The 15,799-nt window shown below is 64.7% G+C and carries 17 protein-coding genes; 14 read left to right on the top strand and 3 right to left on the bottom strand.

Features of this window, described 5'->3' with window-relative positions; translation table 11 throughout:
- Window positions 1-4: 4 nt before the first annotated feature.
- Both FY036_RS04265 and FY036_RS04260 read right to left on the bottom strand, forming a co-directional pair.
- Window positions 5-367: an ASCH domain-containing protein gene (locus FY036_RS04265; protein ID WP_148913468.1), complete on the bottom strand. Its 363-nt coding sequence runs from the start codon at window positions 365-367 to the stop codon at window positions 5-7.
- A 30-nt stretch (window positions 368-397) separates the two neighbouring features.
- Window positions 398-1,984: a gamma-glutamyltransferase family protein gene (locus tag FY036_RS04260; protein ID WP_235897515.1), complete on the bottom strand. Its 1,587-nt coding sequence runs from the start codon at window positions 1,982-1,984 to the stop codon at window positions 398-400.
- A 111-nt stretch (window positions 1,985-2,095) separates the two neighbouring features.
- Here FY036_RS04260 and FY036_RS04255 point away from each other — a divergent pair, with 111 nt between their 5' ends.
- Window positions 2,096-2,527: a GlcG/HbpS family heme-binding protein gene (locus FY036_RS04255; RefSeq protein WP_148913467.1), complete on the top strand. Its 432-nt coding sequence runs from the start codon at window positions 2,096-2,098 to the stop codon at window positions 2,525-2,527.
- On the opposite strand, the gene FY036_RS04250 is transcribed toward FY036_RS04255, so the two are convergent.
- The gene (locus FY036_RS04250; protein WP_148913466.1) at window positions 2,524-2,925 is read right to left on the bottom strand and encodes a hypothetical protein; all 402 of its coding nucleotides are present in this window, start codon (window positions 2,923-2,925) and stop codon (window positions 2,524-2,526) included. The two genes, FY036_RS04255 and FY036_RS04250, sit on opposite strands and share 4 nt — an antisense overlap.
- A gap of 427 nt (window positions 2,926-3,352) precedes the next feature.
- Between FY036_RS04250 and rcdA the strand changes: the two genes are divergently transcribed.
- From rcdA to ftsH, 13 genes are all read left to right on the top strand, one after another.
- Window positions 3,353-3,886: a protease adaptor protein RcdA gene (gene rcdA, locus FY036_RS04245; RefSeq protein ID WP_148913465.1), complete on the top strand. Its 534-nt coding sequence runs from the start codon at window positions 3,353-3,355 to the stop codon at window positions 3,884-3,886.
- A gap of 91 nt (window positions 3,887-3,977) precedes the next feature.
- Complete coding sequence (gene ruvC, locus FY036_RS04240; protein ID WP_148913464.1) at window positions 3,978-4,505, top strand: crossover junction endodeoxyribonuclease RuvC; 528 nt, start codon at window positions 3,978-3,980, stop codon at window positions 4,503-4,505.
- 15 nt (window positions 4,506-4,520) lie between these two features.
- Complete coding sequence (ruvA, locus tag FY036_RS04235; protein ID WP_148913463.1) at window positions 4,521-5,138, top strand: Holliday junction branch migration protein RuvA; 618 nt, start codon at window positions 4,521-4,523, stop codon at window positions 5,136-5,138.
- A gap of 41 nt (window positions 5,139-5,179) precedes the next feature.
- Complete coding sequence (ruvB, locus tag FY036_RS04230; protein ID WP_148913462.1) at window positions 5,180-6,217, top strand: Holliday junction branch migration DNA helicase RuvB; 1,038 nt, start codon at window positions 5,180-5,182, stop codon at window positions 6,215-6,217.
- Window positions 6,218-6,670 carry a tol-pal system-associated acyl-CoA thioesterase gene (gene ybgC, locus FY036_RS04225; protein WP_148913461.1) on the top strand — a complete coding sequence of 151 codons (453 nt, stop codon included), beginning with the start codon at window positions 6,218-6,220 and terminating at the stop codon, window positions 6,668-6,670. It begins immediately after the preceding gene.
- 226 nt (window positions 6,671-6,896) lie between these two features.
- Complete coding sequence (gene tolQ / locus FY036_RS04220; RefSeq protein ID WP_148913460.1) at window positions 6,897-7,613, top strand: protein TolQ; 717 nt, start codon at window positions 6,897-6,899, stop codon at window positions 7,611-7,613.
- An 11-nt stretch (window positions 7,614-7,624) separates the two neighbouring features.
- Window positions 7,625-8,080, top strand: a complete 456-nt coding sequence (tolR, locus tag FY036_RS04215; RefSeq protein WP_148913459.1) for a protein TolR — start codon at window positions 7,625-7,627, stop codon at window positions 8,078-8,080.
- A 3-nt stretch (window positions 8,081-8,083) separates the two neighbouring features.
- Complete coding sequence (locus tag FY036_RS04210; RefSeq protein ID WP_148913458.1) at window positions 8,084-9,151, top strand: hypothetical protein; 1,068 nt, start codon at window positions 8,084-8,086, stop codon at window positions 9,149-9,151.
- Between the two features lie 88 nt (window positions 9,152-9,239).
- On the top strand, window positions 9,240-10,520 hold the full coding sequence (tolB, locus tag FY036_RS04205) for a Tol-Pal system beta propeller repeat protein TolB (RefSeq protein WP_235897521.1): 1,281 nt from the start codon (window positions 9,240-9,242) through the stop codon (window positions 10,518-10,520).
- 221 nt (window positions 10,521-10,741) lie between these two features.
- Window positions 10,742-11,251 (top strand): peptidoglycan-associated lipoprotein Pal, encoded by a 510-nt coding sequence (gene pal, locus FY036_RS04200; protein ID WP_148913456.1) that lies wholly within the window; start codon window positions 10,742-10,744, stop codon window positions 11,249-11,251.
- A 158-nt stretch (window positions 11,252-11,409) separates the two neighbouring features.
- Window positions 11,410-12,285: a tol-pal system protein YbgF gene (gene ybgF, locus FY036_RS04195; protein ID WP_148913455.1), complete on the top strand. Its 876-nt coding sequence runs from the start codon at window positions 11,410-11,412 to the stop codon at window positions 12,283-12,285.
- Window positions 12,286-12,296: 11 nt separating this feature from the next.
- On the top strand, window positions 12,297-13,646 hold the full coding sequence (gene tilS, locus FY036_RS04190; protein WP_148913454.1) for a tRNA lysidine(34) synthetase TilS: 1,350 nt from the start codon (window positions 12,297-12,299) through the stop codon (window positions 13,644-13,646).
- Between the two features lie 123 nt (window positions 13,647-13,769).
- Complete coding sequence (gene ftsH, locus FY036_RS04185) at window positions 13,770-15,710, top strand: ATP-dependent zinc metalloprotease FtsH (protein WP_148913453.1); 1,941 nt, start codon at window positions 13,770-13,772, stop codon at window positions 15,708-15,710.
- The last annotated feature ends 89 nt before the right edge of the window (window positions 15,711-15,799 follow it).

The raw sequence follows: 15,799 nt of genomic DNA, 5'->3' as shown, positions 1-15,799 counted from the left end.
CAATTCACGAGGCTTCGGGCCTCAAGTCGTTACACGCATCGCGCCAGGCGGTCGTTTCGGCCGGTGAGAGGTGTTCGACGATCTGCACGATGCTGGCGAGTTCTATTTCAGGATAGTGTTCGCGCATGCCTTCCAGCATCACCGCATTCGGCCATTCGTCCTGCTTGCCCAGAAACGCCGCCGCCTCGCGCAAAGGCATGTCCGTGCATCTGGTGACATGCACGAGAGCGGTCTTGTGCACATCGCCCTGACAGACATAGGTCATGAGGCCCGGCTCGATGCGCTGCTCGCGCCAGCGGATCGTTGATCGCTTTTCGCCGCTCTCGATCAGCGGAAACAGGCGGGCGACGACCAGAAGGCTTTGCATTCGGTTATCCTAAGGCGAGACCGCCTTGCCTTACCACCCCAGCGCGCAGCCGTCCTTGCGCGGGTCCGACGCGCCAACGAGAAAACCGTTGGCATGGTCGATGACGATCATCTGACCGCCCCCGTGCGGGGAAGCCGCGTTGCGCACCTGGTGCCCCATGGCGGTGAGTTGGGCCCGAACGTCCGCCGAGATGCCGATTTCCGCATCCAGCACCCCGTCATCACCCCAGAACAAGCGCGCATCGTCGATCGCCTCCTGCGCGTCCATCCCGTGATCCACGAGATTGGAGAGTACGTGTGCGTGACCCATGGGCTGGTAGTCGCCGCCCATGACGCCGAACGAGACGGCCGCCTTGCCGTCTTTGAGCGCCATGGCCGGGATGATGGTGTGCATTGGCTTCCTCCCGCCGCGAAGTTCGTTGGCGTGGCCTTGCTCAAGCGTGAAACAGCCGCCACGGTTTTGCAGCGCGATGCCCGACTTGGGCGTCACCACCTTGGAGCCGAAGGCGCTGTAGATCGAGTTGATGAACGACACGGCGCGGCGATCACGATCCACCACGGTGAGGTACACGGTGTCGGAGCCGGGCATCGGGGGAATGCGGATCGACGGGTTGCGCCGGTCTTCCAGCATCTGCGCCGCCAACTGCTCGATGAAGCTGTCGGACAGGAGCTCCTCGGGCGTGCGTGTCATGGATGACGGATCGGCGACGAGATGGTCGCGCACCGAATAGGCGAGCCGCGCCGCCTCGATCTCCATGTGGTGGCGCGCCGCACTGCCACGCTCGAACCGGCCCACCCCGCGCGCCTCCATCAGCCGCAGCAGGATCAACGCAGTGATGCCCTGCCCGTTGGGCGGGATTTCCAGCACGTCGTGGCCGCCATAGCGCACGGAAATCGGCGTCACCCAATCAGCTTCCACGGCGGCGAGGTCTGCTTCGGTGAGGAACCCGCCGCCGGCGCGCACGGTGGCCGCCATCTCGGCCGCGATCTCGCCCTCGTAGAAGGCGCGCGCTCCGCCCCGGGCGATCGCTTCCAGAGTTCTTGCCAGCGCCTGGAAGCGAAAGCGCGTTCCAGCCGCTGGCGCATGGCCGCCGATCAGGCAATGCCTTGACGCACCCTCGTCCTTTCGCAGCGCCTCGCCGTGCATCGCCCAGTCGCGGGCAACGCGGGCATGCACGGCAAACCCCTCGTCGGCATAGTGGATAGCATCTGCAAACAGCCGGTCGAAACCCAGCGTGCCGAAGCGCTCGGCCAGCCGTGCCCACGCATCGACCGCACCGGGCGCGGTGATGGCGTGGACGCCCGTTTGCGGCATCGTCTCGTATCCGTTGTCGCGATACCAGGCGGCATCGGCCGCCGCCGGCGCGCGGCCGGAGCCATTGAGCCCGTGGACGGAGCCGTCCGGCTCGGCCAGAATGACGAAGCAGTCGCCGCCGATGCCGGTCATGTGAGGTTCGACGACACAGAGCGTGGCCGAGGCCGCGATCGCCGCATCGACCGCATTGCCGCCATCCTTGAGAACCGACAGCGCGGTAGCGGTGGCCAGCGGATGCGATGTCGCGGCCATGCCGTTTTCGGCGATGACGGGCGAACGCCCCGGAAGGTCGAATCTGCGCATCGGCTTTTCCCCTCTCTCGGCAAGCGGGCAACTTGCCCTTGCCGCCTATTACCAGATGCAACCTGATGCCATAGGCTTGCGGCAGGGATCAATCAACGGAGGACGACCTTCATGACGACTTTGGGACTGGCACAGGCCAACGCCATCATCGACGCGGCATTCGCAAGAGCGGGCGAACTCGGATTGAAGCCTTTGGGCGTTGCCGTGCTGGATGCCGGCGGGCACCTGATCGCCTATCAGCGTCAGGACGGCGCCTCGTTCCTGCGGCTGCAGGTGGCCAGCGGCAAGGCCTACGGCGCTCTGGGCATGGGTGCCGGCTCGCGCTGGCTGCAGGGCGTGGCTATCGACCGTCCCCATTTCGCCGCAGCCCTTTCCGTGGCCAGTGGCGGCAAGGTGGTTCCGGTCGCCGGCGGCGCGCTGGTGAGAACGCGCGAAGGCGGCATCCTCGGTGCGGTAGGTATATCCGGCGACACCGCCGACAACGACGAAGCCTGCGCGATCGCCGGCATCGAGGCGGCGGGCTTCGTCGGCGACGGCGGTTAGCGGAAATTCACGTCGCGCGATGCCGCGCGGAGCGATACGGCGAAGCCGGCCAGCACATCCACCAGCGCAATCGCCATCAGGATGAAGAACAGCGAGCTTGCCGCGCGCCGCACCAGCAGGAACTCGACCAGAAACGCCACGAATACCAGCGTCGAAAGCAGGTGATCCAGCACCGAGGCGTTGGAGGTGCGCGTGGCCTTCAGCACCTCGGCGAAGAGGAGTAGCAGCGCCACGAGCACCAGCAGGTCCGCAAGGCTAAGCGTCCAGGTTCCGCCCGACAGCATGGTCAATGAGAACAGTTCCGTCTGCCACGGATCGGCGATGTCGCCGAACAGTCCGGCAAGGCCCAGATTGTAGAGCGCCAGCGGCACGATCATCAGCGGGACGTGGGCAAGCATGAAGTACCTCCGGCAGGCGCACCGTATCCGATGCGGGTTCTGATTCGTTTTGCTTTTCGATGCGATAGCACGAACCGAAACTGTCTCGTATCGGCACAATTTCAGGCAAAATTAACCACTGTGTTAAGCTTCGGTTAAGCTTTACATGTCATTACTGTGTGCATCCAGTGATCTGGATTCTTACCGAGTGGCTGGGCCACTCCGTTTGACGCCTCCCTGTTTAACTCCTGAGAGCCGCGTTTGCGGCTCTTTTTTTGTCTGGCGCTTCCCGAGCACCGCAATTTCGGCCGTTAACCTTTCGTTAAACACGCGCTTGCCTTCGACAGGCGGAGGGATCAAAGTCCGCTCCACATCGTTTAGGCACCGGCGTCCGAGAGCCGGCGCCCGTCTCGATCGAAGCGGCGTCAGTAATTTGCGGGGTAGCGGCATGCACGAGCAGGGTCACGAGGCAACGAACACGATCAAGCTCGCCGAAAGGCGCGTATTCTCCAATTCCTTTAAGCCTCTCTATAATGAAGGCATGAGCCTCGTTGAGCAGGCTGCGGAATATCTGGACGGCGAAGGCCGTGCCGCTGCCAAATCTCTTTCGCGCATAGGCGCCACGCTCTACGCCGCCGAATCGATGCGCCTCACCACACGCCTGATGCAGATCGCCTCCTGGCTGCTGCTGCAGCGCGCTGCCAATTCCGGCGAGATGACCCGAGACCAGGTCGCGGCCGAAAAAGCCAAGGTCCGGCTCGACACGGCGTCCGCCCCCGGCGACACCGTCGGCTGGAGCGAACTGCCTGAGCATTTCCGGTCTATCGTCGATCATTCGCTCCGCCTGCAGTCGCTGGTGCGCCGCATGGACGACCAGATTTACGGCGAAACGGCCGACCGTCGAGCACCTGCGCACCTGCGCACGGGCAACCCGGTTTCCGACCAGATCAATCTGCTCCACACCGCTTTCGCGCGCGGCTGACCCGCCCCGACATCGACAGCGATCTGTCAATTCGTTTCTGCTTTGTTCACATTTCGATGGCATTTGATTGCCGTCTGAATAGTGTGGGGTCATGAACGAGACGATTCGCATCATCGGCATCGATCCCGGCCTACGACGCACCGGCTGGGGCATCGTGGAAGCGCAGGGCAACGCGCTGCGTTTCGTGGCCGCCGGCACCGTGCGCTCCAACGACAAGGCCGACCTCGCATCCCGCCTCTGCCAGATCCATGACGGCCTGAGTGCCGTCGTGCATGGCCAGATGCCGCAGGAGGCGGCGGTCGAGCAGACATTCGTCAACAAGGACGCCACCGCGACGCTGAAGCTCGGCCAGGCGCGCGGCGTCGCCATGCTGGTGCCCGCGCTGGCGGGATTGCGGGTCGCCGAATATGCGCCGAACGCGGTCAAGAAGGCTGTCATCGGCGTCGGCCATGGCGACAAGAAGCAGATCCACATGATGGTGCGGGTGCTGATGCCGAAGGCCTCGTTCGACACCGACGATGCCGCCGACGCGCTTGCCATCGCCATCTGCCACGCGCATCACCGACAGAGCGCGACGGGGCGGCTGGCGGCTGCGGCCATCGCGGCGGCTGCCTTGTAACCGGGGACGACTGGCATGATCGGCAAGCTGAAGGGCACGGTTGACGAGATCGGCGAAGACCACTGCGTCATCGACGTTCACGGCGTCGGCTATGTCGCCTTCTGCCCGGCGCGAACGCTGGCAGGCCTTTCAGGCCCTGGCGAGGCGGCGGTCCTGTTCATCGAAACCTATGTGCGCGAGGACATGATCCGGCTTTACGGCTTCGGCACGGCGCTGGAGCGCGAGTGGTTCCGCCTGCTCCAGAGCGTGCAGGGCGTCGGCGCGAAGGTGGCGCTGGCCGTGCTTTCCACGCTGGCCCCGTCCGATCTCGCCAACGCGATCGCGCTGCGCGACATCGCCATGGTCGCCCGTGCCCCCGGTGTCGGCAAGAAGGTCGCCGAGCGCATCGTCACCGAACTCAAGACCAAGGCTCCCGCATTCGCGGGCGAGGCGACCGGCACGATCGGTCTCAAGCAGGAACTGGGCGAAGGTGTCGCCCCCGCACCCGTGGCGGACGCCGTCTCCGCGCTCACCAATCTGGGCTATTCGCGTGACATCGCGGCCAACGCGGTCGCAGCGGCGCTCAAGGCGGCGGGCAGCGAGGCCGATTCCTCCCAGCTTATCCGCCTGGGCCTGAAGGAACTGGCCCGGTGAGCGTCCTTGCAAGCGCGTCGCGGCCATGAAATGAACGGCACATGAGCACCGCACCCCGTCTCATCTCGTCGGAAAAGCGCGGCGAGGACGTCGATGTCACGCTGCGCCCTCAGACGCTCGACGATTTCGTCGGGCAGGCTGCCGCGCGGGCCAATCTCAAGGTCTTCATCGAGGCAGCGCGCAATCGCGGCGAGGCGCTGGACCACGTTCTGTTTGTGGGCCCGCCCGGCCTCGGCAAGACGACACTCGCGCAGATCATGGCACGCGAGTTGGGCGTCAACTTCCGCTCGACCTCCGGCCCGGTCATTGCGAAGGCCGGCGATCTGGCCGCCCTCTTGACCAACCTCGAAGACCGCGACGTCCTGTTCATTGACGAGATTCATCGCCTCAACCCGGCAGTGGAAGAAATTCTCTATCCGGCGATGGAGGATTTCCAGCTTGACCTCATCATCGGCGAGGGGCCGGCTGCGCGCTCGGTCAAGATCGACCTCGCACGCTTCACGCTGGTTGCCGCCACCACGCGCCTCGGCCTCATCACCAACCCGCTGCGCGACCGCTTCGGCATACCCACACGGCTGGACTTCTACACCGTCGATGAACTGGAACTGATCGTGCGGCGCGGCGCGCGCATCCTTTCTTTGCCGATGAGCGACGATGGCGCGATCGAAATCGCACGGCGTGCGCGTGGCACGCCACGCATCGCCGGACGCCTGCTACGCCGGGTGCGCGACTTCGCCTCCGTCGCGAGCGCCGAGATTGTCGATCGCAAGGTGGCCGACGCAGCGCTTTCACGGCTTGAAGTGGACTCGCTGGGACTGGACAGTCTCGACCGGCGCTATCTCAACATGATCGCGCGCAACTTCGGTGGAGGCCCGGTCGGCATCGAGACCATCGCGGCGGGCCTCTCGGAGCCGCGCGACGCCATCGAGGACATCATCGAGCCCTATCTGATCCAGCAGGGTTTCATCCAGCGTACCCCGCGCGGACGGGTGCTGACCGCCAATGCCTGGCGGCATCTTGGGCTGGAGGCGCCTAAGGATATCGCGCAGCAGCAGATCGCTTTGTTTGAAGACGAGTGAATGTCTACGCCTGAAAGCACTCCCCTCGCCGGCGAACTGACGCCATACGGCCATCGCCTGCTTGCGCGTGTCTACTATGCCGACACCGACTTTTCCGGCGTTGTCTACCATGCGCGCTATCTGGAGTTCTTCGAGCGTGGCCGTTCAGATTTCCTGCGGCTGGCCGGCGTTCACCACACCGAACTTGCCGACGGCAAGCATGGCGAGAAGCTGGTCTGGGTCGTCCGGCGCATGGAGATCGATTTCCGGGCACCGGCGCGCATAGACGACATTCTCACCGTGGAGACCCGCACGGAGAGCGTGTCCGGTGCGCGAATTTTCATGGCGCAGCAGTTGAAGCGCGGTGACGAATTGCTGGTCGAGGCCAGGGTCGAGGCGGCCATCATTTCGCAGAGCGGCAAGCCGCGTCGCTTCCCCCGCGAATGGATCGCCGCCTTCATGCGCGATCGCTAATCCAGCACTCACGCATCCTAACTGATCCTTAACCTTAACGGTCCATCAAGATCGTGGTGAAGAAAGCGTGAATCCGACACGCCTTCGTTTTACCAAATTTCGCTCTGAAAAGGCCCGTACCAGCGCATTGAGGGCGTGTTCGGGTCCGACAGGGCCGGGATCGATGGGAATGTGCGCGAGCGGGCTGCCATGGCAAACGCCCGATATTCTTAGGGACTAAGGATTCATGGAACAAATCGCTCTTGCCGCGCCCGGCGGCGACCACTCGATATGGGGCCTGTTCATGCAGGCTGGCTGGGTCGTCAAGCTTGTGATGATCGGCCTGCTCGTCGCGTCTGTATGGACGTGGGCCATCATCGTCGACAAGCTTCTCTCTTATGCCCGCATGCGCTCTTCGCTGTCGCGGTTCGAGGAAGTGTTTTGGTCCGGACAGTCGCTCGAAGAGCTTTATCGCACGCTTGCGGACCGCAAGACGAGCGGCATGGGCTCCATCTTCGTCGCGGCGATGCGCGAATGGAAGAAGAGCTTCGAGAAGGGCGTCAAGTCGCCGATCGGCCTTCAGAACCGTATCGACAAGGCCATGGACCTGGCCCTCACCCGCGAGATGGAGAGGCTGGAGGCCCGGCTGGGCTTCCTCGCCTCCGTTGGCTCGGCCGCTCCGTTCATCGGACTGTTCGGTACCGTCGTCGGCATCATGACCTCGTTCCAGGCGATTGCCGCCTCGGGCGCAACCAACCTTGCGGTCGTGGCCCCCGGCATCGCGGAAGCGCTGCTCGCAACCGCGCTCGGCCTTCTGGCCGCCATTCCGGCCACCATCGCCTACAACAAACTGTCGTCCGACGCGGGCAAGATCGCCCTGCGCATGGAAGGCTTCGCCGACGAGTTCTCGGCCATACTGTCGCGGCAAATCGATGAGAAGGTCGCCGTAAGGGCGGCGGCTTAGGAGCGGGTTCCATGGGAATGTCGATGGGTCAGACAGGCGGACGCGGCGGGCGCGGTCACAGAAGGCGCGGCCGGCACCATGCGCTGGTGTCGGAGATCAACGTCACGCCCTTCGTGGACGTGATGCTGGTGCTGCTCATCATCTTCATGGTCGCAGCCCCCCTGCTTACCGTCGGCGTGCCGATCGAGCTGCCGGAAACGCAGGCGCGCGCGCTCAATGCCGAGACGCAGCCGATTACCGTTTCGGTGAACCAGGAAGGCCAGATCTTCCTGCAGGAAACCGAGATCACGCTCGAAGAGATCGTACCCAAGCTGCAGGCCATCGCCCAGACGGGCTATGAGGAGCGCATCTTCGTGCGGGGCGACCGCGCCGCCGACTACGGCACGGTCATGCGCGTGATGGCGCGCATTTCGTCTGCGGGCTACCGCAATCTCGGCCTCGTGACCCTCCAGGAACAGGACAGCTGAGCCGTGAAGGTCGGGCTGACGACATCTGTCGCTTTGCATGCTGTCGCGCTCGGCTTCGGCCTGATTTCGCTTTCCTCGCCGCGTGCGCTCGAACTGGGCAGCGTGGAATCTTTCCCCGTCGACATCGTGCCGATCGAGGAAGTCTCGCAGAGCGTACAGGGCGATCGAAGCGCGCCAGCCGCAGAACGCCCCGCGCCGACACCCACTTCGCGCACCGAAGTGGTGGAGAACGCGCAGGAAGTGGGCGACAACACGGTCGATCTGCCGACGCCGCCCACGCCCGATCCAAGGCCGCGGCCCGTCGAGACCGCCGAAGCGCCCCCGCCGGCGCCAGAACCGACGCCACCCACGCCGGAGCCGACGCCGGAACCCCAACCGCAAGCCGAACCTGAGCCCCCGCAGCCGGTGCCCACGACCGAGGTTGCGCCCGAGCCGCAGCCGCAGCAGGAAGTGACGCCCGATCCCGCGCCTGAAACGGCGGTGGCCGAAGCGCCGCAGCCGCAGCAGGATGCGATGCAGTTGCCCACCAGCGCGCCCACGCCGCAGTCGCGTCCCCAGCCTCCACAAGCGCAGACAGCACGCACGCCCGAGCGGCGCGAACCGGAACGGCCGGCGGAACCAAGGCGAGAGACTGCATCCAGCGACAGCGATTCACAAAACATCGAGGATCAGGTCGCCGCACTGCTGAACCGCGAGCGCGCCTCAGGCGGCGGCGCCCAGCGTTCGACCGAGCAGGCCGCGCTCGGCGGCCGCCAGACGACCGGCGCACGGCTCAGCCAGAGCGAGATGGACGCGCTTCGCGGCCAGATCCAGCGTTGCTGGAACGTGCCGGCGGGTGCTGCGGACGCACAGAACCTCAAGGTTTCGGTGCAGTTCAAGCTCAACGCCACCGGAGGGCTGGAAGGCTCCCCGCAAATCATTGCGGGTGGCGGCGGCCAGGGCATCGAGCGCGCTGCGGCGGAGTCCGCGCGCCGGGCCGTCCTTGCCTGCGCACCCTACAACCTGCCTGCCGAAAAATATGAAGCGTGGGCGGACGTCATCGTCCACTTCGACCCCCGCGACATGTTCTGACCCCCCACGAACGACCCGGCATGAGCCCATCAGGACCCATGAGGCCAAGCGAATGATGAAATTCTTCAAGACCTTTCTCAAGATCGGAATGCTGGCTGCGACAGTCGCGCTGGCCGCTTCCCAGTCGGCGCGCGCGCAGCTTGAGATCGACATCACGCAAGGCGTGGTCGAGCCGGTTCCCATCGCCATCACCGATTTCGTTTCCGCCGATGCGACGGGCGCAGAGATCGCGGGCGTCATTGCCGCCGACCTGAAGCGCTCCGGCCTGTTCGCGCCGATCGACAAGGGCGCATTTATCGAACGGATTTCGAACCCCGATGCAGCCCCCCGCTTCGACGACTGGAAGGTCATCAACGCGCAGGCGCTGGTGACCGGGCGGGTCACGCAGGAAGCGGATGGAAGGCTTCGCGCAGAGTTTCGCCTCTGGGACACGTTCGCAGGCCAGCAGCTCGTGGGTGAGCAGTTCTTCGCCAACCGCGCCAACTGGCGGCGCGTGGCGCATATCATCGCCGATGCCATCTATGAGCGCCTGACCGGCGAAAAGGGCTATTTCGACACGCGCATCGTCTATGTCGACGAGAGCGGCCCGAAGAACCAGCGCGTCAAGCGTCTCGCCATCATGGATCAGGACGGCGCCAACCAGCGCTACCTTTCTGATGGCCGATCCATCGTGCTGACGCCCCGTTTCTCGCCCAACCGGCAGGAAATCACCTACATGTCTTACGAGAGCGGACAGCCGCAGGTCTACCTGCTGCAGATCGAGACGGGGCAGCGCGAGCTCGTGGGCAACTTCCCAGGCATGACATTCGCGCCGCGCTTCTCACCGGATGGCCAGAAGGTCGTGATGAGCCTGCTCCGCGACGACGGCAACTCCAACATCTACGCGATGGATCTGCGCAGCCGCACCACGACGCGGATGACCAGCTCCAACTCGATCGACACCTCGCCTTCCTATTCGCCTGACGGCAGCCGCGTTGTCTTCACGTCCGACCGCGGCGGACGCCCGCACATTTACGTGATGGGTGCAGACGGCTCGAACCCGCAGCGCATCTCCTTTGGAGACGGCACCTATTCGACGCCGGTCTGGTCGCCGCGTGGCGATCTCATCGCCTTCACCAAGCAGACGGGCGGCCAGTTCCAGATCGGGGTAATGCGCACCGACGGGTCGGGTGAACGCATCCTTTCGACCGGATACCTGCAGGAAGGCCCGACCTGGGCGCCCAATGGCCGGGTGATCATGTTCTTCCGCGAAGCTGCCGGCGGCGGCGGGCCGCGCCTTTTCTCGATCGACCTCACCGGCCGCAACGAGCAGGCGATTCCGACGCCGCAATTTGCATCCGACCCGGCCTGGTCGCCCCTGCTCGACTAACCTGGAAAGGCGGCTTTCAAGCCGCCTTTCTCGTCAAAACGCCGCGTTTCCGCCGCATTTCGGCCTAGTGTGCGCGACAAACGGTGATTTGCCGACATGTTCGTCGGCGACTTCCGGACGGGCCATTTGGACATCGTTAACCATGTTTGTTGAACGCACATTAACCGCGTCATGGTTACTGGTTGTTCACTACACTCACTCAAATGCGAAGGAGAGGCGGCATGCGCCGTATCGCAGCCATAACCCGTAACCCTGCCGCCGTCGCTCTGGTCGCGATGCTTGCGATCGCGGGCTGTGCCAACAAGCAGACGCCGAACAACGCCGCAGACCTCGGTCTGGGCGCGGGCGGCGGCTCGGCCACGCCCGGCTCAAGCCAGGATTTCACCGTCAATGTCGGCGACCGCATCTTCTTCGACACCGACTCCTCGGTCATCCGGGCTGATGCGCAGACGACGCTGGCGCGTCAGGCACAGTGGCTCAACCAGTACGGCTCCTACGCCGTCACCGTCGAAGGCCATGCCGACGAGCGCGGCACGCGCGAGTACAACCTTGCCCTCGGCGCACGTCGAGCGGCAGCCACCCGCGACTTCCTCGTTGCGCGCGGCGTGGCGGCAAACCGCATCCGCACCATCTCATACGGCAAGGAACGACCGGTCGCCGTCTGCGACAACATCTCCTGCTGGTCGCAGAACCGTCGCGCCGTGACCGTTCTGGGCGGCGCTGGAAGCTGATCGGGCCAACCGGCATCGAAATTGAGGGAGGCGGCCGTAAGGCCGCCTCTTTTGCATTGCAATGCCAAACAAAATTTGGCCGAACTCGGCAGCACTGATAAGAGAGAGCCGGTAAGCTTTCAGGCTTGAGGAAAGACCTACAGGTGAAGAGACCCGTCATGTTTTCAAGAACCTTGTTCGGCGGCATCGTTGCGCTGGCGTTGACGCTGGCGGCGGCAATGCCGGGCGCCGCCCAGACGAACGACCCGCGTGTCGCCCAGCTCGAAGAGCAGGTGCGCCAGCTCAACGGCATGCTGGAGGAGCTTAATTTCCAGATCCTGCAGATGCAGGACCAGATCCGCCGGATGCAGGAAGACAACGAGTTGCGTTTCCAGGAAATGGAGGAACGCCGCTCGGATGCCGGCGGCACCGCACGTCCCGAGCCCCGGCAGCAGGACACCGCTGCCGCAAACGGCGGCAGCGGCGACGACGAATTCTACGATCCGGCGCCCCGGGTCGAGGGAAGCTCGCAGGTTCTGGGCGCTCCGCCGCGGAACTTCGGCACCATTACCTTCGACGAGAACGGAAACGCGCGCGGAGCGGGCCTGCCCGAGCCGCAGCCGCAGACGGGCTCGGACGACACGACGGTAGCGGCTCTGCCGACCGGCAGCGACGGCGATGACGAGCTTTACCGCAACTCCTACGAGTTCATCCTCTCGGGGGATTATGGAACCGCCGAGACGGGCTTTCGCGATCTGATTGCCCAGTACCCAGACAGCGAACACGCCGCCGATGCGCATTTCTGGCTGGGAGAGGCGCTGCTGGCACAGCAGAAGCCGCGCGAGGCCGCCGAGACCTTCCTGGCCGCCAGCCGTGACTTCCCGCAGGCGCGCAAGGCACCCGACACGCTGTTCAAGCTTGGCGTCTCGCTGGCGGCGATGAACCAGCGCGATGTTGCGTGCGCCACTTTCGCCGAAGTTCTCCAGCGCTACCCGCAGACGACGGACGCGCTGCGCGAACGCATAAGGCAGGAACAGGCGCTCGCCTCCTGCTGACCGGTCGGCCCGTGGGCCTCGACCTTGCCCGCCTCTTTGGCGGCATAGATATTGATCAGCACCGCAGGTTCATCGTCGCCGTATCGGGCGGCAGCGACTCCCTTGCCCTGCTGCTTCTGTTCAAGAGTTTTCTGGATCGCAAGGCACCGCGCACACCGCTGCTCGCGGTGACCGTCGATCATGGCCTTCGTCCTGAAGCCGCCGCCGAAGCGCGCGCCGTTGCAGCGCTTTGCAATAAAGAAGGCATTGCCCACCGCACCATGGTCTGGGATGGCGAGAAGCCCTCCGGCGGCATCATCGCGGCTGCTCGTGAGGCGCGATACGATCTGCTAGCGCTGGCAGCCGATGAGTTCGGCGCGGATGTCGTGCTGACGGCCCACACGATGGACGACCAGGCCGAAACCGTCTCGATGCGCCTGCGCCGGGCCTCTGGCGGCGGCAGCGGCATCGCCGGCATGGCCCGCGCAACGCTCTTCGACGAGCGCATCTGGATCGTGCGGCCGCTTCTGGCCGAACGCCGGCAGGCCCTGCGCGACTACCTCGCCGACAATGGCATTGCATGGATCGACGATCCGACCAACGACAACCACACCTATGAGCGTGTGCGGGTCCGCGCCGAGTTGGCGACAGCCGACACCATCGAAGAACTGGCGGCGCAGGCCGCGCGTGCCGGAACCGATCGGAGCCGGCTGTCGCGTCAGGCAACCGAGTTGATCGAGCGCTTCGTCACACGACCCGCCCCTGGCCTCTATCACTTGTCGCCGCAGATGTTCGCCGCTCCCGATCAGGCAGCCGTCCAGACGCTGCGCATCATGCTGGCGACCGCAGGCGGAATGGCCTACCTGCCCGACCTCGACCGGACGACGGCGCTAGCCCGCCAAATCGCCGCTCGAACGCTGCGCGCCACATTGTCGCGCGCGGTCATCGATGCAAGGAGATCCGGGATTTGGATCAGGCGCGAAGCGCGGGGCCTGCCGGCAGAATACCGCGCCACAGATCGCCTCCAGTGGGACGGACGCTGGCGTCTCGCGACCACGGCGTCGGAGAACCGCCTGCGGGTCTCCCTCCTCGGCGGCGTCCATGCAAAGGAGATTGCCTCCACCTTTGCCGGCGCGCCGGAAAGCCTTGTCGCCGCAGCGCTTTCGCTGGAGCCGGCTCTGTTCGACGGCGACCGGCTGATCGGTCTTCTAGGCAGTCGGGAAACGGCGCGATGCGGCGTCTCGGGCGAGCCGGTCGCAGCGCCCCATGCAAGGTTTTTGCCTGCATTTGACCTCACGGTCGCTCACGCGCTGAGGCGGATTCTGAACCGCCCGCCGCTGCCGTCGTCGCCTTGGAACAAACACATTGCCCCGGAAGCTTAACCGAGAGCCGCAGTTGCGCTTGGCAACGCTTCTGCCGCTGCCTATGTTAGTCGCTGCACTTGCTTATATGGGACCTGTGTCCACGGCCGAACCGACACCCGCCGGACACCAACGGGAAGCAACATGAATCCGAATTATCGCAACCTCGCGCTCTGGGCGATCATTGCCGTCCTGCTGATCGCGCTCTTCAACCTGTTCCAGGCTCCGCAGCAGCGCGGCGTGGCGCGCGAAATCCCCTATTCGGAGTTCCTGCGAGAGGTCGATTCGGGCCGCATCAACAACGTGACCATTTCCGGCAGCCGGATCTCGGGCAGCTATGGCGATTCCAACTCAGGCTTCCAGACCTACTCGCCCGGCGATCCTTCGCTGGTAGAGCGGCTTGAGGAACGCGGTGTCACGATCAACGCGCGCCCTGAATCGGACGGGTCCAACTCGATATTCGGCTACCTGATCTCCTGGCTCCCGATGATCCTCATCCTCGGCGTGTGGATATTCTTCATGCGCCAGATGCAGTCTGGCTCCGGCCGCGCCATGGGCTTCGGCAAGTCGAAGGCAAAGCTGCTCACCGAGGCCCACGGCCGTGTCACGTTCCAGGACGTGGCCGGCGTGGACGAAGCCAAGCAGGACCTCGAGGAAATCGTCGAGTTCCTGCGTGACCCGCAGAAGTTCCAGCGCCTCGGCGGCAAGATCCCGCGCGGCGTGCTGCTCGTCGGCCCTCCCGGAACCGGCAAGACCCTGTTGGCGCGTTCGGTCGCCGGCGAGGCCAACGTTCCCTTCTTCACCATCTCTGGCTCCGACTTCGTCGAGATGTTCGTCGGCGTCGGCGCAAGCCGCGTGCGCGACATGTTCGAGCAGGCCAAGAAGAACGCGCCTTGCATCATTTTCATCGACGAGATCGACGCCGTCGGCCGGCATCGTGGCGCCGGCCTTGGCGGCGGTAACGACGAGCGCGAGCAGACACTGAACCAGCTTCTGGTCGAGATGGACGGCTTCGAGGCCAATGAGGGCGTGATCCTCATCGCCGCTACCAACCGTCCCGACGTTCTCGATCCCGCACTGCTGCGTCCGGGCCGCTTCGACCGCCAGGTCGTAGTGCCGAATCCGGACATCACCGGCCGTGAGAAGATCCTCAAAGTGCATGTGCGCAACGTCCCGCTTGCCCCGAATGTCGATCTCAAGGTGCTGGCGCGCGGCACGCCAGGCTTTTCCGGCGCCGACCTGATGAACCTCGTCAACGAGGCGGCATTGATGGCCGCGCGGCGCAACAAGCGCCTCGTCACCATGCAGGAGTTCGAGGACGCCAAGGACAAGATCATGATGGGTGCGGAGCGCCGCTCCACAGCCATGACGCAGGCCGAAAAGGAACTCACCGCCTATCACGAGGCGGGCCACGCCATCACCGCCATCGAGGTGCCGGCCGCAGACCCGCTCCACAAGGCGACCATCATTCCGCGCGGCCGCGCGCTGGGCATGGTCATGCAGTTGCCGGAGGGCGACCGCTATTCGATGAGCTACAAATGGATGACTTCGCGCCTCGTCATCATGATGGGTGGCCGCGTCGCCGAGGAGATGAAGTTCGGCAAGGACAACATCACGTCGGGCGCCTCGTCCGACATCGATCAGGCGACCAAGCTGGCGCGCGCAATGGTTACCCGCTGGGGCTTCTCCGACAAGCTGGGTCACGTCGCCTATGGCGACAACCAGGAGGAGGTGTTCCTCGGCCACTCCGTGGCACGCACCCAGAACGTTTCGGAAGAGACCGCGCAGATCATCGACGCCGAAGTCCGCCGCCTCATCGATGAGGCTTACACCGAGGCCAAGCGCATCCTGACCAAGAAGAAGAAGGAATGGATCGCCATCGCCGAGGGCCTGCTCGAATACGAGACGCTTTCGGGCGACGAGATCAGGCAGATCATCGCCGGCCAGAAGCCGTCGCGTGACCTGGGCGACGACACGCCGCCTTCGCGCGGCACCACCGTGCCAAAGGCCGGCGCGCGCAAGGAAGGCAAGAAGAAGGGCGGAGAAGAGCCCGACGCGGGCATGGAGCCCCAGCCGCAGGGCTGAGAGCGGGCATCAAGTAACGGATGGATCAAGAGCGGCCCACGGCCGCTCTTTTTCTTTGGCCATGTCACGCTCTCGCCAAATCCCGCTTT

It is taken from the genome of Neoaquamicrobium microcysteis, assembly GCF_008180155.1.
GTDB lineage: Bacteria > Pseudomonadota > Alphaproteobacteria > Rhizobiales > Rhizobiaceae > Aerobium > Aerobium microcysteis.
This window is presented reverse-complemented; position numbering and strand designations above follow the sequence as displayed.